At 74.4% G+C, this 24,314-nt stretch carries 16 protein-coding genes and 1 pseudogene; 6 read left to right on the top strand and 11 right to left on the bottom strand.

Going from position 1 to position 24,314, the window contains the following annotated elements:
• Positions 1-185: 185 nt before the first annotated feature.
• The 3 genes from ACQEVM_RS06970 to ACQEVM_RS06960 form a co-directional block, all read right to left on the bottom strand.
• Entirely contained in the window at positions 186-974 is a 789-nt protein-coding gene (locus tag ACQEVM_RS06970; RefSeq protein ID WP_433076108.1) for a DUF4097 family beta strand repeat-containing protein, read from the bottom strand.
• Between the two features lie 64 nt (positions 975-1,038).
• Complete coding sequence (locus tag ACQEVM_RS06965; protein ID WP_433076106.1) at positions 1,039-1,881, bottom strand: sulfurtransferase; 843 nt, start codon at positions 1,879-1,881, stop codon at positions 1,039-1,041.
• Between the two features lie 148 nt (positions 1,882-2,029).
• Entirely contained in the window at positions 2,030-3,454 is a 1,425-nt protein-coding gene (locus ACQEVM_RS06960) for a glycosyltransferase family 39 protein (RefSeq protein ID WP_433076104.1), read from the bottom strand.
• A 41-nt stretch (positions 3,455-3,495) separates the two neighbouring features.
• On the opposite strand from ACQEVM_RS06960, the gene ACQEVM_RS06955 reads away from it, so the two are divergent.
• The 4 genes from ACQEVM_RS06955 to ACQEVM_RS06940 all read left to right on the top strand — a co-directional run bounded on the left by ACQEVM_RS06955 (position 3,496) and on the right by ACQEVM_RS06940 (position 10,568).
• Positions 3,496-4,113: a hypothetical protein gene (locus tag ACQEVM_RS06955; RefSeq protein ID WP_433076102.1), complete on the top strand. Its 618-nt coding sequence runs from the start codon at positions 3,496-3,498 to the stop codon at positions 4,111-4,113.
• Between the two features lie 447 nt (positions 4,114-4,560).
• Positions 4,561-5,301 (top strand): response regulator transcription factor, encoded by a 741-nt coding sequence (locus ACQEVM_RS06950; protein WP_053676466.1) that lies wholly within the window; start codon positions 4,561-4,563, stop codon positions 5,299-5,301.
• Entirely contained in the window at positions 5,298-6,377 is a 1,080-nt protein-coding gene (locus ACQEVM_RS06945; RefSeq protein ID WP_433076099.1) for a HAMP domain-containing sensor histidine kinase, read from the top strand. The genes ACQEVM_RS06950 and ACQEVM_RS06945 overlap by 4 nt, the downstream gene beginning before the upstream one ends.
• A gap of 258 nt (positions 6,378-6,635) precedes the next feature.
• The gene (locus ACQEVM_RS06940) at positions 6,636-10,568 is read left to right on the top strand and encodes a multifunctional oxoglutarate decarboxylase/oxoglutarate dehydrogenase thiamine pyrophosphate-binding subunit/dihydrolipoyllysine-residue succinyltransferase subunit (RefSeq protein WP_433076097.1); all 3,933 of its coding nucleotides are present in this window, start codon (positions 6,636-6,638) and stop codon (positions 10,566-10,568) included.
• A gap of 93 nt (positions 10,569-10,661) precedes the next feature.
• On the opposite strand, the gene fxsT is transcribed toward ACQEVM_RS06940, so the two are convergent.
• The 7 genes from fxsT to ACQEVM_RS06905 all read right to left on the bottom strand — a co-directional run bounded on the left by fxsT (position 10,662) and on the right by ACQEVM_RS06905 (position 23,082).
• Positions 10,662-13,664 carry an FxSxx-COOH system tetratricopeptide repeat protein gene (fxsT, locus tag ACQEVM_RS06935; RefSeq protein WP_433076095.1) on the bottom strand — a complete coding sequence of 1,001 codons (3,003 nt, stop codon included), beginning with the start codon at positions 13,662-13,664 and terminating at the stop codon, positions 10,662-10,664.
• A gap of 63 nt (positions 13,665-13,727) precedes the next feature.
• The gene (locus tag ACQEVM_RS06930) at positions 13,728-14,993 is read right to left on the bottom strand and encodes an HEXXH motif domain-containing protein (RefSeq protein WP_433076093.1); all 1,266 of its coding nucleotides are present in this window, start codon (positions 14,991-14,993) and stop codon (positions 13,728-13,730) included.
• On the bottom strand, positions 14,990-16,249 hold the full coding sequence (locus tag ACQEVM_RS06925) for an FxsB family cyclophane-forming radical SAM/SPASM peptide maturase (RefSeq protein WP_433076091.1): 1,260 nt from the start codon (positions 16,247-16,249) through the stop codon (positions 14,990-14,992). Before ACQEVM_RS06925 ends, ACQEVM_RS06930 begins: the two co-directional genes overlap by 4 nt.
• A 130-nt stretch (positions 16,250-16,379) precedes the next feature.
• The gene (gene fxsA / locus ACQEVM_RS06920; protein WP_433076089.1) at positions 16,380-16,520 is read right to left on the bottom strand and encodes an FxSxx-COOH cyclophane-containing RiPP peptide; all 141 of its coding nucleotides are present in this window, start codon (positions 16,518-16,520) and stop codon (positions 16,380-16,382) included.
• Between the two features lie 163 nt (positions 16,521-16,683).
• Positions 16,684-19,836, bottom strand: a complete 3,153-nt coding sequence (locus ACQEVM_RS06915; protein WP_433076087.1) for an SAV_2336 N-terminal domain-related protein — start codon at positions 19,834-19,836, stop codon at positions 16,684-16,686.
• A 5-nt stretch (positions 19,837-19,841) separates the two neighbouring features.
• Positions 19,842-20,852, bottom strand: a complete 1,011-nt coding sequence (locus ACQEVM_RS06910; RefSeq protein ID WP_433076085.1) for an AAA family ATPase — start codon at positions 20,850-20,852, stop codon at positions 19,842-19,844.
• A 124-nt stretch (positions 20,853-20,976) separates the two neighbouring features.
• The gene (locus ACQEVM_RS06905; RefSeq protein WP_433076083.1) at positions 20,977-23,082 is read right to left on the bottom strand and encodes a trypsin-like peptidase domain-containing protein; all 2,106 of its coding nucleotides are present in this window, start codon (positions 23,080-23,082) and stop codon (positions 20,977-20,979) included.
• Between the two features lie 132 nt (positions 23,083-23,214).
• Between ACQEVM_RS06905 and ACQEVM_RS06900 the strand changes: the two genes are divergently transcribed.
• Positions 23,215-23,400: a DUF6104 family protein gene (locus tag ACQEVM_RS06900; protein WP_030190019.1), complete on the top strand. Its 186-nt coding sequence runs from the start codon at positions 23,215-23,217 to the stop codon at positions 23,398-23,400.
• A 111-nt stretch (positions 23,401-23,511) separates the two neighbouring features.
• On the opposite strand, the gene sodN is transcribed toward ACQEVM_RS06900, so the two are convergent.
• Entirely contained in the window at positions 23,512-23,907 is a 396-nt protein-coding gene (gene sodN, locus ACQEVM_RS06895) for a superoxide dismutase, Ni (protein WP_030036761.1), read from the bottom strand.
• Between the two features lie 123 nt (positions 23,908-24,030).
• Here sodN and ACQEVM_RS06890 point away from each other — a divergent pair.
• Positions 24,031-24,312: pseudogene (locus ACQEVM_RS06890) on the top strand (S24 family peptidase); the annotation flags it as partial.
• Positions 24,313-24,314 lie beyond the last annotated feature (2 nt).

The raw sequence follows: 24,314 nt of genomic DNA, 5'->3' as shown, positions 1-24,314 counted from the left end.
GTGAAGTTGAGCTATGCCGACTCAATGCCGATGAGCCCCCCGATGTTCCCCCACCACCGTTCGCCGGGGGCGAACACCCCTGCGAGGCCTGTGCCGGAGAGCCGTGTGGGGTTGTCCCCAGTGCTCCATCGGGGGCTTGATCAGGCGATCGGCCCCCGCCCGGTTCCCCGCCGATCCCCGCCCCCTCAGGCCGCCGAGACGCTGACGTCGCCCGAGGTGGTCCTCACCGCGAGGCGGGCGTCGGCCGACGGGTCGGTGGGCAGGGCGACGCGGCGGTCGCCCGAGGTGGTGGAGACGTCGACCCGGTAGGGCGCCGACGGCACCGTCAGGGTGACGTTGCCCGAGCCGGTCTCGGCGGCCACCGAGTTCGGGGACGTGGCGAAGGTCAGGCGGGCGTCGCCGGACGCGGAGCGGATGTCGGCTCCCGGGCCGGCCAGGGCCGAGCCGGTGATGTCGCCGGAGGACGTACGGGCCTTCAGCGCGCCCGCGATGCGGTCCACCTTCACGTCGCCCGAGGAGGTCTCGACGTCGGCCGCCGCCACCCCGGTCACCGTGACGCGCCCGCTGCTGCTTTCGAGCTTGACCGTCGCGGAGGCCGGCACCTCCAGGCGGTAGTCGACGTAGCAACTGCCGGTGCAGCCGGTGTCGAAGGTGAGCAGGCCCCCGGAGACGTGCTGCTCCGGCCGGGGCGCCGTGTCGCCCCGGTAGTGGACGGTGCGGTGGACGGTGACGCCCGGGCCGCTCCCCGGCGTCACCTCGATGGAGCCGTGCCGGGCGCCCGTGATCTCGACCGCGGTGACGGCCTCGGGGACGGTGGCGTCGGCGCTCGCGGTCTTCATGGTGTGCGCGGTCAGTGAGCACCCCGTGAGGAGGAGCGTGCCGACGACGGCGCAGGCCGCGGCTGCGGTGCGGGCGGGTCGGGAGGCCCGGGCGAGTGCACGGGGGCGGGCGGCGGGCGCGGTGTGGGAAGGCATGACGCCAGTCTGTCGAGGCGTCGGCCGCGGGGCGATGGGGCCGGTACCCGGGGTCCGGGTGGGGTTAACCCCCGTTCGTCACCGGCCGGTTGGACGGCATTCCCCACTCGCTCCAGGAGCCGTCGTACACCGCGAGGTCCCGGTACCCGGCGAGTTCGGCGCCGAGCGCGAGCACGCAGGCGGTCACCCCCGACCCGCAGCTGAGGTACAGGCGTTCCCGGTCGCCCGCCAACTCCGCGAAGGTCTCGTGGAGTTCCGCGGCGGGACGCATCAGGCCGTCCGGCCCCTTGAGGTCGCCGAAGGGCAGGTTCAGGGCGCCCGGCATGTGTCCGCCGCGCAGCCCGGGGCGGGGTTCGGGGGCGGTGCCCGCGAATCGTTCCCGGGTGCGGGCGTCCAGGACGGCCGCCGCCGGGTCGGCCAGGACGTCGGTGACGGCGGCGGCGTCCACCAGCAGTCCGGCGCGGGGCCGGGCGGTGAAGGTGCCGCGGGGGCCGTCGTACCCGGGGCGGGTGTGTTCCACGGGCAGGCCGTCGGCTTCCCACGCGGGCAGTCCGCCGTCCAGGACGGCGGCCCGGTCGAAGCCCATGGCGCGCAGCATCCACCAGGCACGGGCGCTCGAATGGAGGCCCGCGGCGTCGTACACGACGACCGTGGCCCGGTCGTCGAGGCCGAGGTCCCGCATCGCGCGTTCGAAGTCGGCGGGGGCGGGCATCGTGTGCGGGAGCCCCGTCGTGTGGTCGGACAGGGCGCCGTCGAGGTCGAAGGGTCGGGCGCCCGGGATCCGTCGGTCGAGGCCGCGGTGGGGGGCGACGGAGGCGTCGAGGACGACCAGGTCGGGCTCGCCGAGCCGGGCGGCCGCCCAGGCGGTCCCGACGAGGGGGCCCGGGGGGTTCTCGGACACGGTCATGCGGCGCCTCCGGCAGCGTGGTCCACGGGCTCGGCGGTCCGACCCGCCTCCCATCCAACCACCCTCCCCGGCGGGCCACTCGGGCCGTCGCACGCACCGGCCGGCCGCGAGCCGCACCCCGGTCACGGTCACGGCCTCAGCCCCGGCCTCAGTCCCGGTCGCAGCCGCCGGCCGGGCCCCGGGCCGCGTAGACCACGATCCGCGCGCCCCGCACCCGCGTCTGCGAGCACTGCACGTACCCGGCGGCCAGCGCCTCCCGCTTCGCGACCTCCGCCGGGTACGGGTCCAGGGGTTGCCCCTCCGGGTCCAGCAGGGCCACCACCCGGGGAGCGCCCGCCAACCGCGTCCGGATCTCGTCCGGGTCGGCCTCCGTGCCCCACAGGCTCCGCGAGGCGGTCGGGGAGCGGTCCAGGGCGAGGTCGCGCAGGGGGGCGTACACGGCGGGCGAGGACAGCAGCCACTCGCGGCGCCGGGACGGCATGAACAGCACGGCGTCCCCGGGCCGGGCCCGTTCCCGGACGGCGGCCGCCACCGCGAGCACGTCGTCCTTGCGGCTCTCCGGGGTCCGCAGCCACACCGACCACCAGCCGAACGGCACGAGCAGCGCGGCCGTCAGCACCCAGGGCCGGAGCCCGCGCGCGGTCGCGAGCCGGGTTCCGGCGAGCAGGGCGAGCCCGGTCAGCGCGTAGAGGACGTACCGGTCGACGTACCAGGGGTGCGCGAGCGAGACGAGCAGCAGCAGCCCGGGCGGCAGCAGCGCGAGCGGCACGGCGACGCGGACGAGTTCGCGGGGCACCGACGTCCCCCGGGCGAGCAGTGCCACCGCGAGCACGAGCACCCCGTACGCCGCCCAGTCCCGCAGGCTCGGCCGACCGAGCCAGCCCAACTGCCGCTCGGCCTGCGCCGCGCTCACCCGGGCCAGCGGCAGCAGCGCGACCACGACGACGACGGCGCTCCACCGCCAACCGCGCGAGCGCCGGGCGACGCAGCCGTGCGCGAGCAGGGCCAGTACGGCGAACTCGTGAAGCCAGCAGCCGAGCAGCAGCACCGTCGTGTACGCCGCCCACCGCTCACACAGCATCAGGTGGCCGGCCCACACCACGGCGCAGGCGACGAACGCGTACGAGCGTCCCTCCTGCGCGTACATCTGCACGGGCGGCAGGACGGCGTAGACGGTCCCGGCGTACAGCGCGGCCCGCTCCCCCGCCAACCGGTGGGCCATCGCGGCCACCCCGGCGGCGGCCAGGGCGGTGGCGGCGACGGACGGCAGGCGCAGCGCCCACAGGCCGCCGTCCCACAGGGCGAACACACCGTGCATGAGCAGGTAGTGGAGCCCGTGGACGGCGTCGACCTGCCCGAGGAGCGCCCACAGGTCGCCCAGGGGGCGGTGCGCCACCTGCACGGTGACGGACTCGTCGCGCCACATGCTGCCGCCGGCCGGACCACGTTCCAGGGACCAGAGCCCCAGGGCGACGGCGACGAGCGGGGGCACCCACCGCCAGAGGGCCGTGCGGGCGGTGTCGCGGCTGATGTCGGCCTCCGGGTGCTTCCGCGTGACGGGTGCGGACTCCATACTCGGGGTCCGGGTCGGCCGAATTCCCGCGGGGGTGTGGCGTGCGCGCAGGGCGAGCGGGACGGGCGGAACGGACGACGACGGTATCGGGCGCGGTGCTCGGCGCGGTACTGGCCGCCGCGCTGCTCGGCGGGTGCGGCGCCGGCGAGGAACCGGCCGCCCGGCACACGGAAACGGCGACGGTCGGCGCTTCGTCACCCGCGACCCCGACCACCGGCACCCCGTCCGCCGGCGGCCCGAGCGCGTCCGCCCCCGGCGATCCGACGAGCCCCGGTCCCGGTCCCACCGGCACGGCCCCGGCCCCCTCGCCCCGCGTCACCTCCCCGGCCGCGACCCTGGTCCGGGTCACCCGCAGCGGCGGCTTCGCCGGCCGCACCGGCACCCTGGTGATCGGGGGCGACGGCTCCTGGACCCGGCTGGACGGGCGGGCGAAGGAGGTCGGCCGGGGAAGGCTGACGGGCCCTCAACTCGACACGCTGCGCGCCGCGCTCCGGGAGGCCGACTTCGCCCGGCTGCCCCGGACGTCGAAGAGCGGGACCGTGTTCGACGGGTTCACCTACGCCTTCGTCCACGGGGGCTTCGAGGTGACGACCGGCGACGGCTCGGTGCCCATCGCCCTGACGCGGGTGTTGGACGCGCTGCCCCCGTTCGAGGACTGAGGGGGCGGACGGGGAGCCGGTGTCGCCCGGCGCGGGAGGCGCACGAGAGCATCGTCAACGGCTGCTCCCCGAGGGACACTTCGGAAGGCCGCTCCGAACGCCCTGTGATCGAGGCGGCGTTCGGGGTCCCGTCCCCGCCGGGCCCGGCCGTGCTCGTCGGCGGTCTCGGCGTCGGCTCCTCCCTCGCCGCCGCGGACCTCGCCGCCCGCCGGGCCCGCCCGACCACCGGCGGGGCGCTCGCGGTCGGGTCCGCGCGATCGTTCGCGACCTTCGGACAGGCCCTGCGGAATGCCGGATTCGAGTCGGTACGGACGGAAGAAGTGCGAGTCGCCCGAGGTGTCCCGGACGTCGTCCACCTCTCACGGGGCTCCGGTCGGCCCCACATGGCCGCAGGCCTGCGCCTCCTCTACGCTGCACCCCATCACGCGGGTTCTTCAGGGGCGGGACATGGAACAGACACACACCACCCACAACGGCGCCGCGGCCACCCCAGGCGCCCAGCGGCGCGTGCTCGTGGTCGAGGACGACCGCACCATCGCCGACGCCATCGCGGCCCGGCTGCGCGCCGAGGGCTTCCAGGTCCAGGCCGCCCACGACGGCCCTGCCGCCGTCTCGGCGGCCGAGAGCTGGCTGCCCGAGCTGCTGGTGCTCGACGTCATGCTGCCCGGCTTCGACGGGCTGGAGGTCTGCCGTCGGGTGCAGGCACAGCGCCCGGTGCCGGTGCTGATGCTCACCGCCCGGGACGACGAGACCGACATGCTGGTCGGCCTCGGGGTCGGGGCGGACGACTACATGACGAAACCGTTCTCGATGCGCGAGCTGGCCGCACGGGTCCACGTACTGCTGAGACGGGTGGAGCGGGCCACACTGGCCGCGACCGCCCCGCGCGGGGCCACCCTGCGCCTGGGCGATCTGGAGATCGACCACGCGCAGCGCCGGGTCCGCGTGCACACCGAGGACGTGCACCTGACACCGACGGAGTTCGACCTCCTGGTGTGCCTGGCCGGCACGCCGCGGGCGGTCCTCTCCCGGGAGCAGTTGCTGGCGGAGGTGTGGGACTGGGCCGACGCGTCCGGGACCCGTACCGTCGACAGCCACATCAAGGCGCTGCGCCGCAAGATCGGCGCGGAACGGATCCGCACGGTCCACGGCGTCGGGTACGCCCTGGAGACCCCGGCCCAGCCGTGAGCCAGCGGCAGCCGGGCGGCGGGCTGCGGCCGTACTCGCCGTTCTCGATCAAGACGAAGCTGGGCACGCTCGTCGTGGTGTCGGTCTTCATCACCACGGGCCTGCTGCTGGTGGCCCTGCGCACGGACACCGAGCTGCGGTTCATCACGGTGTTCTCGGTGATCGCCTCGATGCTGATCACCCAGTTCGTGGCGCACGGCCTGACGGCGCCGCTGGACGACATGACCACGGTGGCCCGGGCGATCTCCCACGGGGACTACACGCGCCGGGTGCGCGAGGCGGGGCGCCGCGACGAGCTGGGCGACCTGGCCGCGACGATCAACCTGATGGCGGACGACCTGGAGGCCGTGGACCGGCACCGCAAGGAGCTGGTCGCCAACGTCTCCCACGAACTGCGCACGCCGATCGCGGCCCTGCGGGCGGTCCTGGAGAACGTGGTCGACGGGGTTTCGGCCGCCGATCCGGAGACCATGCGGACGATGCTGAAGCAGACGGAACGCCTGGGCCGGCTGGTGGAGACCCTGCTGGACCTGTCGCGTGTGGACAACGGGGTGGTCCCGCTGCGGGCCCGCCGGTTCGAGGTGTGGCCGTACCTGTCGGGGGTGCTCAAGGAGTCGGGGCTGGCGGCGGCCGGGCGGCCGGGCCTGACCACCGGTTCGGGCGGGCACACCCGCAACGACGTCCACCTGCACCTGGACGTGTTCCCGTTCGAACTGACGGCGTACGCCGATGCGGAACGCCTGCACCAGGTGGTGGCGAACCTGATCGACAACGCGGTCAAGCACAGCCCCCCGCACGGCCGGGTCACGGTCCGGGCCCGGGCCGGCGACGCGCCCGGGAGCCTGGACCTGGAGGTGCGGGACGAGGGTCCCGGGATCCCCGAATCCGAGTGGCACCGGGTCTTCGAGCGGTTCAACCGGGGCAATTCCGGGGGCGGCGACGGGGGTACCGGACTGGGCCTGGCCATCGCCCGCTGGGCCGTCGGCCTGCACGGGGGGCAGATCGGAGTGGCCGAATCGTCACGCGGCTGCCGCATCCTCGTCACGCTTCCGGGCAGCTCCCAGGCATCGCGTTGACGTAGGGTTCGAGTGGGAAGGACATGATCTCGGCCACACGCGCCGGGGTCCGTCAGGGGTGCGAAGCCAAGGGGGCCGCAACCACGGTGTCCCCTACCCGAACCACGCTTGTTTCCCGCCATTCCAAGCGGTGAAACCCGCCTTTCGATGTGACCTGCGCGACGTAAGTCCCGCCCGGCCTGCATCGGACGCCCGGGGAGGCGTAGCCTTTATTCCCGCTGTCCATACCTTGTGAAGCGGAAGAGGGCGGTTGCCGCCGTGTCGCCACAGTCCCCCAGTAACTCGAGCACCACGACCGAAGCAGCAGAGGGCGGGAAGACCCCTGCCTCAGGCTTCGGTGCCAATGAGTGGCTCGTCGACGAGATCTATCAGCAGTACCTCCAGGACCCGAACTCGGTCGACCGGGCCTGGTGGGACTTCTTCGCCGACTACAAGCCCGGGGGCGCAGCAGCCCCCGCCAAGGCCGACGGTCCCGAGAAGTCCCCGACGACGAAGGATGGCGCCTCCGCACAGGCCGCCAGCCCCGCCGCCCAGGCCCCGCAGGCCCCCGTCGCGGCCGCCACGGGGGCGGCGAGCGCCGGTGCGAGCACCGGTGCCGTGAGAGCGGCTGACGCCGCGCCCTCGGCCGCGACCACGCCTGTGCCAGCTCCTGCCCCTGCTCCTGCCACCCCCTCTGGTGCCCCTGCCGTGACTGTCACCTCCCAGGCCCAGGCCGCCGCACCGGCCGCGCCCTCCGCTCAGGCTCCGGCTGCCGCCGCGCCCGCTCCCGCAGCCCCCAAGGCCGCGCCTGCCACCGAGGCCCCCTCGGGCCCCGAGCTGGTGACGCTCCGCGGCCCCGCCGCTGCCGTGGCGAAGAACATGAACGCCTCCCTCGACGTCCCGACGGCCACGTCCGTCCGCGCCGTCCCGGTGAAGCTGCTGTTCGACAACCGCATCGTCATCAACAACCACCTCAAGCGCGCCCGGGGCGGGAAGATCTCCTTCACGCACCTCATCGGCTACGCGATGGTGCAGGCGATCAAGGCCATGCCGGCCATGAACCACTCCTTCGCGGAGAAGGACGGCAAGCCGACCCTGGTCAAGCCGCAGCACATCAACTTCGGTCTGGCGATCGACCTGGTGAAGCCGAACGGCGACCGTCAGCTCGTCGTCGCCGGCATCAAGAAGGCCGAGACCCTCAACTTCTTCGAGTTCTGGCAGGCGTACGAGGACATCGTCCGTCGCGCCCGCGTCGGCAAGCTGACGATGGACGACTTCACGGGCGTCACCGTCTCGCTGACCAACCCCGGCGGTCTGGGCACCGTGCACTCCGTGCCCCGCCTGATGCCCGGGCAGTCGGTCATCATGGGCGTCGGCTCCATGGACTACCCCGCCGAGTTCCAGGGCACCTCGCAGGACACCCTGAACAAGCTGGGCATCTCCAAGGTCATGACCCTGACCTCGACCTACGACCACCGGGTCATCCAGGGCGCGGCCTCCGGCGAGTTCCTGCGCATCGTCGCGAACCTGCTGCTGGGCGAGAGCGGCTTCTACGACGACGTCTTCGAGGCGCTGCGCATCCCGTACGAGCCGGTCCGCTGGCTCCGGGACATCGACGCCTCGCACGACGACGACGTCACGAAGGCCGCCCGCGTCTTCGAGCTGATCCACTCCTACCGGGTCCGCGGCCACGTCATGGCCGACACCGACCCGCTGGAGTACAAGCAGCGCAAGCACCCCGACCTCGACATCACCGAGCACGGCCTCACCCTGTGGGACCTGGAGCGCGAGTTCGCGGTCGGCGGCTTCTCCGGCAAGTCGATGATGAAGCTCCGCGACATCCTCGGCGTGCTGCGCGACTCGTACTGCCGCACCACCGGCGTCGAGTTCATGCACATCCAGGACCCGAAGCAGCGCCGCTGGATCCAGGACCGCATCGAGCGCCCGCACTCCAAGCCGGAGCGCGAGGAGCAGCTGCGCATCCTGCGCCGGCTGAACGCGGCGGAGGCCTTCGAGACCTTCCTGCAGACGAAGTACGTCGGCCAGAAGCGGTTCTCCCTGGAGGGCGGCGAGTCCGTCATCCCGCTGCTCGACGCCGTCATCGACTCGGCCGCCGAGGCCCGCCTCGAAGAGGTCGTCATCGGCATGGCCCACCGCGGCCGGCTGAACGTCCTGGCCAACATCGTCGGCAAGTCGTACGCGCAGATCTTCCGCGAGTTCGAGGGCAACCTCGACCCGAAGTCGATGCACGGCTCCGGCGACGTCAAGTACCACCTGGGCGCCGAGGGCACCTTCACGGGCCTGGACGGCGAGCAGATCAAGGTCTCGCTCGTCGCGAACCCCTCCCACCTGGAGGCCGTGGACCCGGTCCTGGAGGGTGTCGCCCGCGCCAAGCAGGACGTCATCAACAAGGGCGGCACGGACTTCACCGTCCTGCCGCTGGCCCTGCACGGCGACGCGGCCTTCGCCGGCCAGGGTGTGGTCGCCGAGACGCTGAACATGTCGCAGTTGCGCGGCTACCGCACCGGCGGCACCGTGCACGTGGTCATCAACAACCAGGTCGGCTTCACCGCCGCCCCGGAGTCCTCGCGTTCCTCGATGTACGCGACCGACGTGGCCCGCATGATCGAGGCGCCGATCTTCCACGTGAACGGCGACGACCCGGAGGCCGTGGTCCGCATCGCGCGGCTCGCCTTCGAGTTCCGTCAGGCGTTCAACAAGGACGTGGTCATCGACCTCATCTGCTACCGCCGTCGCGGCCACAACGAGTCCGACAACCCGGCGTTCACCCAGCCGCTGATGTACGACCTGATCGACAAGAAGCGCTCGGTGCGCAAGCTCTACACCGAGTCCCTCATCGGTCGCGGCGACATCACCCTGGAAGAGGCCGAGCAGGCGCTCCAGGACTTCCAGGGCCAGTTGGAGAAGGTCTTCGCGGAGGTCCGCGAGGCCGCCACGCAGCCCGCCGCCGCCCCGCAGGTCCCGGCGCCCACCGCCAACTTCCCGGTCGCGGTGAACACCGCGGTCTCGCAGGAGGTCGTGAAGCGGATCGCCGAGGCCCAGGTCAACATCCCCGACACGGTCACCGTGCACCCGCGTCTGCTGCCGCAGCTCCAGCGCCGCGCGTCCATGATCGACGAGGGCACGATCGACTGGGGCATGGGCGAGACCCTGGCCTTCGGTTCGCTGCTGATGGAGGGCACCCCGGTCCGGCTGTCCGGTCAGGACTCCCGCCGCGGCACCTTCGGTCAGCGTCACGCGGTCCTCATCGACCGGGAGACCGGCGAGGACTACACCCCGCTGCTGTACCTGTCGGACGACCAGGCCCGCTACAACGTCTACGACTCGCTGCTCTCCGAGTACGCGGCCATGGGCTTCGAGTACGGCTACTCGCTGGCCCGTCCGGACGCGCTGGTCCTCTGGGAGGCCCAGTTCGGTGACTTCGTCAACGGCGCGCAGACCGTCGTCGACGAGTTCATCTCCTCGGCCGAGCAGAAGTGGGGCCAGACGTCCGGCGTCACGCTGCTGCTGCCGCACGGCTACGAGGGCCAGGGCCCGGACCACTCGTCCGCGCGTCCCGAGCGCTTCCTCCAGATGTGCGCGCAGGACAACATGACGGTCGCGATGCCGACCCTGCCGTCGAACTACTTCCACCTGCTGCGCTGGCAGGTCCACAACCCGCACCACAAGCCGCTCATCGTCTTCACCCCGAAGTCGATGCTGCGTCTGAAGGCGGCGGCGTCGAAGGCGGAGGAGTTCACCGAGGGTTCGTTCCGTCCGGTCATCGGGGACACCCGGCTCTCCTCCGGAGAGGGTGACCCGAACGCGATCCGCAAGGTCGTCTTCTGCTCCGGCAAGGTCTACTACGACCTGGAGGCCGAGCGGGAGAAGCGCGGCGTCACGGACACCGCGATCCTGCGCATCGAGCGTCTGTACCCGCTTCCGGGCGCGGAGCTCCAGGCGGAGATCGCCAAGTTCCCGAACGCGGCGAAGTACATCTGGGCGCAGGAGGAGCCGGCGAACCAGGGTGCGTGGCCGTTCATCGCGCTGAACCTGATCGACCACCTCGACCTGGCGGTCGGCGCGGACATCCCGGCCGGCGAGCGGCTGCGGCGCGTGTCGCGTCCGCACGGTTCGTCCCCGGCGGTGGGTTCCGCGAAGCGTCACCAGGCGGAGCAGCAGCTGCTGCTGAACGAGGTCTTCGAGGCCTGATCGCCGCACCTGCCCGAACCGTGAAGGCCCGGACCCCTGAGGGGGTCCGGGCCTTCCGGCGTCCCCGGTCGCGGCCGGAGCCCCGGTCGCGGTCTACGGCTGGGGTTCGAAGTCCCAGTAGGGGCGGGTCTGTTGGCGTGCGGACACGGTGTGGACGTGCTGCGGCCCGAGGGTGCGCATCAGCGCCCGCAGCCCGGCGTCCTCGTGCTTGGACGCCTCCACGTCCTCCCGGACGGCCCGCAGGTCGGCGGCGAGGGCGATCTCGGCGCTCAGGGTCATGGGGTGGTCGGGCCCCAACACCTGCCCTGCGGCCCGCAGGGTCTCCCGGCTGAGGTCCACGGCGTCCTCCAGCCGTCCGGTGATGTTGCGGTGTCCGGTGGCGTTCAGGGCGCAGCCCAGCGTCCAGGGGTGGCGGTCGCCGAGCGCGCCCCGCATGCCGACGAGGGCCTGTTCGGCGAGGTTGAGGGCCTCCTCCCGTTCGCCCTGGGCGCGGAGCACCAGGCCGAGGTTGCCGACGGTGCCGATGCTGTACGGGTGGGCCAGGCCCAGTTGTGACTGGTAGCCGCGCACGACCTCCTCGGAGATCCGGCGGGCCTCGCCGACGTCCCCGTACTCGCGCAGGTAGGTGGCGTAGTCGGAGGCGACCATCAGGGTCCAGGGGAACTCGGCGCCGAACACCCGGGTCGAGCGTTCCAGGACGCCGCGCAGGCGGGCGCCGGCGCCGGGGATGTCGCCGGCGCGGCGCAGGCACATGCCGAGGTTGTGTTCGGCGCGCAGGGTCTGCGGATGGTTGGGGCCGAGGACCTGGGCGTTGAGTTTGAGCCCCTGTTCCTGGCGGGCCTGCGCCTCGCGGTAGCGGCCCATGAGCCGCAGGCCCATGGCGCAGCCGATGCCGGAGGAGAGGGTGGCGATGTGGCGTACCCGCAGGACCCGTTCGCGGCGGCGCAGGGTGTCGAGGTCGGTGTCGTACGCCTCCTGGTAGCGGCCGAGGAGGCGCAGGGCGACGGCGACGTTGTTCTGGGCGTTGAGGGTGGTGGAGTCGTCCTCGCCGAGCAGTTCGCGGTACGTGGTGAAGGCGTGTTCCAGCAGCAGGCGGGCCTGTTCGAACTTGGCGGTGCCGAGCAGCACTCCCGCGTACGTGCTGGTCGCGCGCAGGGTCTCCAGGTCGCGGTCGCCGCGTTCCTCGACGAGCCGGTCCGCGACCGACTTGGCGAGGACCTCGGCCCGGCGGAAGTGGCCGAGCATGCGCAGGGCGCCGCCGTGGTGGTAGCTGAGTTCGCGGACCTGGTCGTGGTCCTCGCCGAGCATGGACCGCCAGGCGCCGTCGGTCTCCTCGGCGAGCCGCAGGCAGGTGCGGTACTCCCCGGCGAGGATCAGGTAGCGCAGGCAGTGCAGCAGGAAGTTCTGGATGCCGGGGTTCGTGCTGGTCAGGACGCCGGCTGTCTCCAGGTGCGGGATGAGTTCGGCGTACCGGGGCCAGAGCCGGGAGTCGGTGGGCCGGCCCGGGTCGGCGGCGGCGAGGACCTGGCGGACGGCGCGGGAGAGCTGCTCGGCCTCCTCCTCGCCGAGGTCGTCGCGGACGATGTTGTGGACCATGCGGTGCAGTTGGACGGTCTCCAGACCGCCGCCGCCCTCCTCGACGGACAGGTCGGAGTACTCCAGGCGGACCACGGAGAACTGCACGAGCTTGTTGAGGGCGGCGTTCCAGCGGATCTGGTCGTTGATCAGGCCGGCGAGGTGTTCGGGGACGTCGGCGGCGGGGAACTCGCGCAGCAGGCGCAGCGGGACCCGGCCCGGGGCGAAGAAGACGAACAGGCGCAGCAGCGCGAGGGCGTCGGGGAAGTTCTCCCGGACGTTGTTGAGCAGGATCGCGAGCGCCGTGGGGAAGGGCAGCGGGTAGTCGTCGGAGAGGGTGACGGCCTCGTGGGTGTCCAGCCGGCGTCGGAGCAGGGTGAGGTACTCGCCGACGCCGAGCGGTGAGTCCGCGAGCCAGCCCGCGGTCTGGTCGAGGGCCAGCGGGTAGTCCTCCAGGGCCTCCGCGAGCCGGTCGGCCTCGTCACCGGAGAGCCGGCGGGCCCGGCGGCGGATGAAGGTGACGGACTCGGGCCGGGCGTAGAGGGGGACTTCGACGAGGCTCGTGTGCCGGGCGGCCCACTCGCGGTTGCGGGAGGTGATGATGACGTCGCCGGCGCCGGACGGCAGCAGGTCGATGAGGTCGTCGGGGTGGTCGCAGCCGTCGAAGACCAGCAGCCAGCGGTGGTAGGGGGTGCCGCGCCGCAGCGCCTCCAGCACGGCCCGGATCTGCTCGCCGTAACTGCCCGCGCCGCGCGGCAGGTCGAGGGCGGGGGCCAGGTCGGCGAGACGTTCGCGCAGGGTGGGCCGGTCCTCGGCGGGGACCCACCACACCACGTCGTACTCGGAGGCGAAGCGGTAGGCGTACTCGGTGGCCACCTGGGTCTTGCCGACGCCGGAGAGCCCCAGCAGGGTGACGGTGGACGCGCCGGGGGGTGCCTCGGTGAGGGCGGACCGCAGGGCGCCGATGACGTCGTTGCGGCCGGTGAAGCGGGGGTTGCGGCGCGGGACGCGGCCCCAGACCTCCGGGGGGTCGTTGGGGAAGCGGGGGCCGCGGCGACCGCTCTCGGTGCCGATCCGGTCGGTGGGCAGCTCCAGTCGGCGCAGGACGCGGTACTCGGCCTCGTACGCGTCCAGGCCCCACAGGTCGGTCTTCTCCAGCGCGGCGACGGCGCTGGGCAGCGGGGAGTCGGTGAGGCAGACGGCCGCGAACCGGTCGGGGTGGGCGCCGGTGACGGTGCGCAGGGCCGCGTTCCACTCCTCGTCGGTGCGGGTGCCCGCGGAGAAGTAGCGCTCGCTGAGGACGACCAGGATCCGGCCGCCGGAGCGGGCCAGGTCCTCCAGGGCCTCGGTGAGGCCGCGGCCGGCCTGCGGGTCCCAGCGCTGCAGGGCCACGCGGTGGCCGTGCTCCTCCAGGCGGTGGGCGATCCACACGGCCCAGGGGCGGTTGAATCCCGCGAAGCTGATGACGAAGCGTTGCGGCTGCGGGGCTCCGTCGCGGTCGTGGCGCATACCGGTCGTCATGCGGCCGTCTCCCTGGAATCCGGGCGGTGGACGGGTTTGAAAGGTACCGCAGCGGACGGTTCGTCAGCCCTCGGCGAAGTCGGTGAGTTCGGGGTGGTTCTCGCACCAGGCGAGGCGTTCGCGCTCCAGGGTCCGGCGGGCCGTGGCGTACTGGTTTCCGGGCGGCGGCAGTTCGTCCATCGCGCGTTCGGCTGCGGCCATGCCGTCGGTGAACTCGCGCCCGGTGGGCGTGAGTCGGGGATGCCCGCGCAGCGCGGGCAGCACGGCGGCCACCTGGGCGCGGACCCGGGCGTGCCGGGCCCAGGCGCCCCGCGCCCCGTACAGGGCGGCGCGTTGCCAGTAGCCGGCCAGGGCCAGGTGGGCGTACGCCCCGTGCAGCAGCCCGTCCAGGGGGCGCGGGTCGCTGCGCCAGGGCGCCCAATGGCAGGGGGTGCGGTCGGCGGTGTGCAGGGTCAGGACGTCGGCGAGGGCGGTCAGCTTCCCGTGCTGGACCTCGTGGACCAGGGTGGCGGCGAGGGCGGGCGGGGCCTGCGTCCGGGCGAGCACGGAGCCCGCGGCGGCGGGCAGGGTGGCGCCGCTGGAGCGGGAACCGCCGGCCAGCGGGACGACGGAGCGCAGGAGGCGGCCCATCTCGTCGGCGCGGCCGGCGTCGTAGCGGCCCAGCAGGGTGAGCGCGCCGGACCACTGGGTGTCCCAGCGCTTGTGCCCCTTGGGGGTGAGCCGCCGGGCGGGGCGCACGGGGGCCGGGGGCCCCGAGGGCGCCCGGTACGGGTCGAGGTCGTCGAGGGCGGTCCGGCCGCCGGGCAGCCCGTGCAGGGGCACGGCGTCCACGGCGGTCTCCCAGGAGCGTTCGGTGACGGCGAGCGGGCCGGGGCGGTCGGGCCGCAGCAGGCCGAGGGTCGGCAGGACGAGCCGGCCGTGCACGGGGCGCAGGGTGGTCTTGAAGGTGATGCCGGAGCGCAGCGCGGCGGCGGCGGCGAGCGCCCCGAGGTGGCCCAGGTCGGGTGCGGGTCCGTGCGGGTCGTGGAGCCGGCGCAGGGTCTCCTCGGCCCAGACCCCGGTGGCGGGGTAGTGCAGTACGTCCCGTGCCGCGTCGGGATCGTGCCGCTCGGCCTCCTCCAGCAGCGCCCAGTGGTCGGCGGTCTCGGCGCCGGGTGCGGCGTCGAGCACGGCCCGCAGCAGGAGCAGTCGCTTGGACCTGCGGACGTCGCGGACCAGGCGGGTTCCCTCGGCGGAGGGTTCGGTGGAGGCGAGGGCGCGCAGGGTGTGGGAGCTGACGGCGAACGGGGCGAGGCCGGCGCCCGCCGGGGGGTGGGGGTCCTCGCTCATGAGGCGGCCCGTCCCGCGGCGGTGTGCAGCGCCCGGGCGACGTGCCGGATGAGGACCTGGAGGTCCGCGCAGTAGACGGACGGCCGGCGGAAGCCCTCGCCCTCCCGGTAGCGGTGCGGGTAGTGGCCGCCTCCGCACACCTCGACGAGTTCGCAGGCGCGGCAGCCCGGCGCGAGCGCGTCCCGTCCGAGCTGGCGGGCGGCGAGTCCGGGATGGTCGAGCAGTTCGTCGAAGCTGTGGTGTTCGACGTGGAGTCCGGTGGCGGCGGCGCCCTCGTAGGCCGACTTCAGCGAGTCGGCCTGTTCGATGGCGCCGTCCGTCTCGATCACGGCGGTGGTCGCGGGGGCCAGTCCGAGGGTCTCGGTGGCCTCGGGCAGGCCGAGGAGCAGGGCGATGATCTCCTCGAAGATCCGGATGCGGGTCCGTCGCGCCCCGTCGTGCCACCAGCGCTCGAAGACGGCGAGCAGCCAGTCGGCGTACGGGGTGGTATGCGGGGCGCTGCCCGGGGGCGGGTCGTTCCAGTTGGCCAGGGGCAGCAGCAGGCCGAGGGTGGGCGGTGCGAAGCCGAGCAGCGAGGAGTACACCTCCAGCGGGTCCTGCGTGACGTCGACGACGCACAGCACCCCGGCGTAGCTCTCCGGGTGCCGGGCGAGCAGCCGCAGCCCCCGGGCGGCGGCCCCGAAGCCGGGCCGTCCGGCGTGGTCCACCCGGCGGGCGTTGTGCGCGGGCAGTCCGCCGTCGAGGCTGACTCCGACGCGGATGCCGGCGGCGGCGAGCGCGGCGAGCCGGCCCCGGGTGAGCAGGGTGCCGTTGGTCTGCACGGTCGCGGTGACCCGCACGCGGGGGCCGGCGGCGGCCCGGACGGCCTCGACGGGGGCGGCCAGCTCCTCGGGCGCGCCGAGCAGCGGTTCGCCGCCGTGCAGGACGAGGTCGACGCGGGTCAGGTCGTGGGCGGCGGCGTGCTCGGCGATCCGTTCGGCGGCATGGCGTGCGGTCGTGGGCGTCATCAGCGGGGGGCGTCCGCGCCAGCTCTGATCGGCCATCTCGTAGACGTAGCAGTAGGTGCAGGCGAGGTTGCAGCGGCTGTGCGTCTTGAGCACGAACTGCCGTATCGGGTGCGGTCGGTGGCCCGCCGCACGCAGGGCGGGCACGTCGAGCCGGGCGTAGGGCCAGGGGGCGTGGTGCGCGTGACCTGCGGGGAGGGCGCGGGTCGACCGTTGCGCCGGCACGACATCGCTCGTGGTCGCTCGCCTCATCGCCTGCGCCTCCCTCCCCCGGCTACCGCCGGGGGGACCCCCGGGACGGTGCATCCCTGCCCTTCGGACGGCCCGGACTAACGGCGGAAAGTGGTCAACTCCCATGGCCGTCGGCCATGGTGGGTGCGCGTCAGGTGATGCCCGAGTCGAAGGCGTTCAGGATCTCGGCGGGGTGGGTGACCCGCTCGACCATGCCCTTGATCACCTCGGCCAGCACCGGATGCTCGATCTCCCGCAACGCGGTCAGATCCAGCCCGGACAGGTCCGGCAACCGCCCGGGGCACCTCCGGACACCGGCCGTCGCCTCCTGTCGTCCCGTCACCATCTCTCGTCCGCCCCCCTGTCGTGTCCCGGGCCGGACGCTCGCCGGCCCTCTTCCCCCCGCCGCCCGCCGGGACCGGCCCGGACCGGTCGCACCGGCGTGCCGGACGCGGTCACAGCCCGGCCTCCAGGACACGGATGCGGGCCCGGAGCCGCTCGGTCCGTCGCTCGGCGTCCCCGCCCCCGAGGCCCTGCCACAACTCCACCGCGGAGCGGTACGCGTCGAGTGCGGCGCGCGGCCGGGCCAGCCGCTCCAGCACCTCCCCCCGCAGCTCCTGTGCCCGCACCGCCAGCCGGAGCGCCGCCTCCCGGTCCGGCCCCGGTTCGGTCTCCGATGCCTCCCGCCAGGCCCGGCGGTAGGAGTCCGCCGCCCGGTCGAGCCGGTCGACGGCCCGGGTGTGCCCGTGGATCTCCCGCTGGACGTCACCGTGCTCGCGCCAGGCCGAGGCCCGCTCCAGCGGGCCTCGGCCGTGCCGGGCGGCCAGTTCCAACAGGTACTCCGCCTCGCGCAGGTCCACCACGTCGCCCTCGTAGGCGTGCCGCAGCCGCAGGCCCGCGGCGAGGCGGCGCAGCCGGTGCCCGGCGCGCGGGTCGGACTGGGGCACGGCGGCCCGGCTCTCGCGCAGCACCCGCACCGCGGTCGACGCGAACCGGTGGGCTTCGGCGTCGGGCGCCCGTGCCCGGTCCAGGAGCGCGTCGCCCCACTCGGGGAGCAGTTCCCCGAAGGCGTCACCGTCGCGGGGGATCAGCCGACGGGCCCGTCCGTACGCCTCGGCCGCGTCCTCCAGCGCCCGCGGGTCCGCGTCCCGCGCGTACCGCGCCCGGTGCACGCGGGCCAGGCACACCAGCGCGGCCACCCGCGGTCCGGCCTCGCCGGTCTCGGTCAGCGCGGTGGCCAGTTCCCCGGCGGCCTCCTCCAGGCGTCCGGGCAGGTGGCTCAGGGCCGCGGCGCGCTCGACGCGCACCCGGGCGCGTGCCTCCGGTTCGGCCCGCGGGTCGGCGGTGAGGCGGGCGGCGGCCTCCTCGGCCAGCGCCGCGCGCTCCGTCGGGTCGGGGGTGTGGGGCAGCAGGGCCAGCAGGACCCGCCCGAGTTCCCGGCCCCGGCGCGCCTCGGCGTCCCCGGCGTCGGCGGGGTCGGCGAGCGCCTCCAGCGCGGCCCGTGCCTCGCGCAGCGCCCCCGGGTCGTGGCGCAGTTCGCCGAGCCGGACCAGGGTGCGGGCCCGGCGCACGGCGCAGTCCAGGCGCAGCGCCCGGTCGACTTCCGGCGCGGCGCCGGCGGCCGTGAACTCCCGGTCCGCCGCCTCCAGCAGCGCGCCGTCGGGACGCCCGCCGTCCGGCGCGACGCCGGCGAGCGCCCGTTCGTACAGCACCCGGCCCCGCAGGGCGCGGGCCCGGGCGGCGGCCTGTCCCTCGACGGCCCGCTCGGCCTCCGCGAGCAGTTCCGGGTCCCGCTGGAGGGCCCACAGCCGCAGCAGGGCCCCGGCCAGTTCGGCCTCGGCCTCGCCCGGCGGGTCGTCGGGTCCGGGCGGGGCGGCCACCGCCCGGCGCAGCAGGGTGACGGTCTCGTACAGTCCGCGCTGTCCGCCGTCGAGCGGCCGGGCCAGGGCGGTCCGCAGGGCCCGCTCCCGCGCGTCGGCGGCGGGTGTCGCGGGCGGCGGCGGGGCCTCGGCCGGGTCGGGCGGCGGGCCGGGCAGGTAGCGCCGTACGACCTTCGCCGACACCTGGGCGAAGGCCTGCGGGAGCCGGCCGGCGGGCATCCGTTCCTCGGCGGAGTCCACCGCCGCGCCGGTGAGCTGGGAGACGGCCAGCGCGGGGAAGTTGCGCACGCCCCGCCCGAAGTGGGCCAGGACGTACTCCGAGCAGTGTTTGAGGACCAGGGCGGCCTCGTCCCGCCCCAGCGGCCCCAGCAGCACGTCCCGCACGCCCGGCACGAACGTGTACCAGCCGCTGTCCGGCCCCCGCCGCAGCAGCCCGCTCAGCAGCACCTCGGCGAGGTCGGAGGGCTCCGAGTCGGGGAGCATCGTGCGCTGCACGAGCCGCATCACGGGCAGGGTGAGCGGCGCCGCGGCGAGGTAGACGGCGAGCTGTACGGCTCCGGGGGATGCCGACGAGCGGAAGCGGCTCACCAGCTCGCGCGGCGGTCGTGCGGCCCGGGGCGGCGGTGCGGGGGCCGCCGGATGGTCGGCGAGGACCCGGCCGACCTCGGCGGGCACGGGCCCGGTGCCGAGGCCGGCGACGAGCCGGGCCCAGGCTCCCAGGGCGTGGGCGTGGGGCGGCAGGACGGGCACGGTCAGCCCGCCGGTGGGGCGGCCGGGGCGGGGCGGCCGTTCCGGGCGGAACCGCAGCCGGCGCCCGCAGCCCTCGACCCGGGACAGCTCCCCGCGTTCGGTGGGCAGCCAGCTGCGGCCCCACAACCGCTGGGGCAGCGGCTGTACGACGACGCAGGGGGCGCACTCGGCCCACCGGTACAGGAGCCGCTGCGCCTCGCCCTCGCGCCACACGGGGCCGGCGCAGTCGGAGACCACCATGGTCAGGGTCCGCCCGGTGGGGTCCCGCAGTTGTTCCCCGGACCGCAGTGCGCCTCCCGGCGAGGGGCCGCGTCCGATGAGCGCCGTCCCGTCGCCGAGCCGGTGCAGGTAGTGGACCTGTACGTCCCGGAAGGCGCCCAGGCGTTCGCACACGGAGCGCAGTTCGTCGAACAGGTCCTGCCAGACCGCCATCGACGGGGAGGCGTCCATCACGAGCCGGACGGTGGCCTCGCGTCGGCTGTCGGACCGCAGCACGGGGATGACCAGCCCGAGCGCCCGGGCGCTGGCCTCCGCGGTGGCCGCCTCGTCGAGCACGGTACGGGTGGCCGGCGCGGCGGGCCGGCGCCGTTGCAGGGCGCGCAGGGCCCGTTGGACGTCCATGATCCTGGGCAGCGCGGTCGCTCCGGGCACCCGTACGGGCAACCCCGCCGGGGCCTCGACCTCGACCTCGGCGCCGGGGGACCGGCGGCCCGCCGGATACAGCGTGACCGGGTCCTCCGGGTCGCTGTCCTCCCGTTCGGGCTCCGGCGTCCGGGGTGGTCGCGTCGACTCGGTCCGCGCCGGTGTCCGTGAGCGGCGCACGCGCGCGGGCCGGGTGCCGGGCTCCCCCGGTGGTCCCGCGGTCCGCCCGGCCAGCCACAGGGCGTCGGCCAGTTCCTCGGCGGACGGGTCGAGTCCGGCGGCCCGCAGCAGGGCGGCCAGTTCACGGATCGGCTCGGTCGGGGAGGCGGGGGGCACGGGGGTCACCTCGGCCGGTCGAGGCGCTGGATGAGCAGGTCGGCGAGGTCCTCCCGGGTGGGCGGGGCCGCGTGGTGGGTGAGGTAGATGGCGTTGAGCAGTTGATCGGCGGCCACGAGTTCGGTCTGGGAGCGGCTGAGGAACTCGCGGATCAGGTCGGCGCCCAGCCGGGCGGCCTCCTCTCCCAGGTGCGCGCGGACCATGGTGGCGAGCCGTTTCTCCCCGGGCTGTCCGAGCTTGAGCTGGATGCAGCGGCGCAGCAGGGCGGCGGGGAAGTCCCGTTCGCCGTTGCTGGTCAGGATGATGAAGGGGAAGGCCCGGCAGCGGATCCGACCGTCCCGGACGGCCACCTTGGCGCCGTCGTCGGTGAGCACCCGCACCTCGGGTTCGGTGTCGGCGACCCGTTCCAGCTCGGGCAGCGTGAACTCGCCCTCCTCCAGGACGTTCAGGAGGTCGTTGGGCAGGTCGATGTCGCTCTTGTCGATCTCGTCGATGAGCAGGACGCGGGGTCGTTCCGTGGGCAGCAGCGCCGTCCCGAGCGGTCCGAGCCGGATGTACTTCCCGATCCCGGGCGAGCCGCCCGGGTTCCCGCCGCCGGCCGCGATCTGTACGTCCTGGAGCCGGGCGATGGCGTCGTAGCGGTACAGGCCCTCCTGGAGCACGGTGCGTGAGACCACGGGCCAGCGCAGGACGCGGCCGAGCTTCAGTTCGTGGGCGACGGCGTGCGCGAGCGTGGACTTGCCCGTTCCGGGGAAGCCGGTGACGAGCAGCGGCCGGCGCAGGTACAGCGCGGCGTTGACCGCCTCCAGCTCCTCGGGCTCGGGCCGGTGCATCTCCGCTGCCTGTCGGTGTGCGCCGAGCCGGCGGGCCACGTTCGCGTCGGCCACCGCGCCGGGGCCGCCCGCCTCCAGGGCGGGCCCGCCGTCGAAGTCCCGCCAGGGGGGCGGGTCGGGGAGCGCGTCGATGCCGTCGTGGGGTTCACCGACGCCCCGGTAGATGAGCCATTCCTCGTTCACGTCCGCTCCTCCCGTGCCGTGCGCACCGTTCCCGTGCCGTCGGGGGGCGTCTCCCGGCGCCGCCCCGGGTCCCCCGGCCCCGCCCGCCACCGCGGCGTACCGGGGCACCTCCGGGGAGGGCCCGTCACAGGTCCCCCTGGAGCGGTTCGTCCTGCGGCAGCGCCCGCCCCGGGTCCTCCCACACCAGCGTCATCCCGGCGGCCCAGTAGGCGTCGGGGTCCGCCCCGTGCGCCCGGCCCCGCAGGGCCTTCAACCGCAGGGGCAGCACCGTCGCCCGTCCGGCCTCGGCGAGTTCCTCGCGCAGCCCGCGGTGGAACGGTGCGCACGACTGCCCCGGGTCGGCCGGTGGCCGCCGGCACACCAGCACCCCGTACCCCGCGTCGCGCACCGCGTGCAGCGCCCCCAGGGTGGGCTCGGCGGCAGCGTCCCGGCACAGCACCGGGACGGTGTTGTCGACCAGCCCCGCCAACCAGGCCGGTGAGGGGCTGCGTTGACGGCCCCGGAAGCAGTCGGCGCGCCGGCCCTGCAGCGGGCCCTCCTGGACGCGCGCCCATCGTCCGCCCGGTCCGGCCGCGCCGGCTTCGCGCGCCGTCCCGTCGCCCGGGTACCGGAACACCACCGGCCGCTGGACGCCCACCGGGGTCCCTCCCGCGACCGTCCACTCGTCGACCGCCAGCCCGAACAGCTCGGGTGCGACGGCCACTTCGAGCAGCGCGGTCGCCTCGTGCGTGTCGCACCGCCGGAAGCCCTCGGCGAGCGCCGCCCGCGAGGCCGCCGCCAGACGGGCCGGGCCCACCCGGGTGCCGGAGTCCAGCGGGGTGACCCGCTGCGGACCCGCGAGCACCGAGACCCGCCAGTCGTAGACCTCCTCCCAGCTGTGCGCCCACACCTCCAGGAGGACCGAGGGACCCGCCGGCAGGGCGCCGGCCGCCCGCGTCCGACCCCGGACCGTCTGCCCGGCGCGGGCCCGGCGGCGCAGTTCCCGGTCCGCGAGGCCCCGGTCGCGCCGCTCGCCGAGTTCGCGCCGCAGGGGTCGCCACAGTCGCTCCGCGGTCGTGCGCACCCAGTCCCACAGCTCTTCGTCGGCGCCCGGGGAGGGCGGCTCGCGGTGGTCGGCGACGCTGACGTCGGTCGCGTACCGGAGCATCGCGGCGGCCTCCCCGCCGGCGCCCGGCGGATCGTGCAGCAGCCCGAGGCCGTCGCGCCAGCTGAGCGGGGCGGGCAGCCCGGTGTCGGGTTCCTCGCCGCGGGCGGCCTCGGCGAGCGCCCGGACCGCCTCCGAGGAGCCGGGCGGCGGCAGTTCGGCGAGGAGTCCGCACAGGGTGGTGCGCTCGGCGGGGGTGAGGCGGGTGAGTCGACCCCGGCCGCCGTGGGGGTCCTGTTCCTCGCCCGGGAGTTCGTCGTGGACGTCGGTCCAGGTCCGGCGGCTGTTGAGGTCGCTGAGGTGTTGGTCGTAGTGGTAGAGGTCGTGGGCCTGCATGACCCTGCGGTACAGGCCGATCTGCCCGGTGCCGGCCATGGGCAGGGTGCGCAGTTGGGCCACGGACACGGCGAGGCCGCCGCCGCCCGCGTGCCGTCGGGCCTTGATCACCCCGATGACCTCGCCGCGCGCCAGGTCCACGACGGGGCCGCCGGACATGCCGGGTTCGATCTCGTCCTCGTCGCCGAGCCGGATCGCCGCGCCGCCCGCGGCGGTGCCGCGCAGTCGTGTCGTGCGGCCGGTGATCTCGCGCATGCCGAGGTCCTCGGTGCAGCCGAAGTACGCGGCCTCGTCGATGCGGGGCCGGGCCCGGTCGGTCAGCCACACGCAGGCGTGCGAGACGGGGGCGAGGACCCGGATCAGGGCCAGGTCCGGCAGGTCCCACAGGGCGCCCCGGCCGGGGCGCCGCTCCTCCAGTCGTTCCGGGAGCACGCATTCGACCCGCCCGGCGACCGTCCCGGTGACCGCGCCGGCGCCCGGGAGGCCTCCGGCGGTGCCGGAGAGGAAGGAGATGCCGACCTCGCGTCCGACCAGGCGCACCGCAGCACCCCCTTCGCCGATCACGTGCGCGCACGTCAGGACCCAGCCGGGGGCGATGAAGAAGCCGCTCCCCCACGTGGGACCGGACCAGTGGCTGCCGGGGAGTGCATACCCGTCCGGGGGCGCGTGCACGCGTACGGTGGCGGCCCGGACGAGGGGCTCCAGGAGCTCGAAGGCGCGCGCGGCGCCGCCCGTGCGCCCGTCCTGCATCCCCCGCCCCCCTCAGGTCGTGACCATCCAGGCTAGCGGCGGCCCGGGGAGGGCGGGAGGTCTCGCCGCGAGCCGGGATTATCCTGGCGGGAAACACCCCACGCACACCTTCATCACGGCACGGAGCCCGACTTGTACTTCACCGATCGCGGCATCGAGGAGCTGGAGAAGCGGCGCGGCGAGGAGGAGGTCACTTTCGAGTGGCTCGCCGAGCAGCTCCGCACCTTCGTCGACCTGAACCCGGACTTCGAGGTCCCGGTGGAGCGGCTGGCCACCTGGCTGGCGCGTCTCGACGACGAGGACGAGGACGAGGAATAGCAGGTGCCGGGCGGTCCCCCGCGGACTTCCCGACGTCCCTCGCGGCACCCATGGCGAAGGGGCCCGACCGTTTCCGGTCGGGCCCCTTCGCCATGGGGACGCGGGCCTGGATCAGGCGGCCTTGGTCTCCCAGAAGATGCGGTCGATCTCGGCGATCAGGTCGAGCGCCTTCTGACCGGTCGCCGGGTCGTTCGACGCCTTGGCGGCCGAGAGGGCCTTCAGGGTGTCGTTGACCAGGGTGTGGAGCTGGGGGTACTTCTCGAAGTGCGGCGGCTTGAAGTAGTCGCTCCACAGCACCGAGACGTGGTGCTTGGCCAGCTCGGCGCGCTGCTCCTTGATGGTGATCGCGCGGGCGCGGAAGTCCGCGTCGTCGTTGGCCTGGTACTTCTCCTGGACGGCCTTGACCGACTCGGCCTCGATACGGGCCTGGGCCGGGTCGTACACGCCGCAGGGCAGGTCACAGTGGGCGGAGACCTTCGCCTTGGGGGCGAAGAGGCGGGAAAGCATGGAGTTTGTCCTCCTCGTGATCGTCTTCTCAAGGGGGAGATTACTCGCTGACCGACCGGAATTCGCGGGCGCCCCTGCGGGCTTAGGACAAAAGTCCAGCGTCGCGGCGCCCGCGGTGAGCGAATGTACGGACCCATGCGGCAGCATGCGGAGGGGACGAGGAGGTCGCTCATGGTGGAGGACAAGCGCGCCTGGAAGCGCTTGGGCGTGGTGGACGTGTACGGGCCGTCGATGGTGCCGACGCTGGTCCACGGGGATCAGCTGGTCGTCCGGTACGGGGCGCCGGTGCGTCCGGGGCACGTGGTCGTCCTGCGGCACCCGTTCCAGCAGGACCTGCTGGTGGTCAAGCGCGCGGTGGAGCGGCGGTCGGGTGGCTGGTGGGTGCTCGGGGACAACCCGTTCAACGA

It is taken from the genome of Streptomyces sp. CA-243310, from assembly GCF_050936775.1.
GTDB lineage: Bacteria > Actinomycetota > Actinomycetes > Streptomycetales > Streptomycetaceae > Streptomyces.
This window is presented reverse-complemented; position numbering and strand designations above follow the sequence as displayed.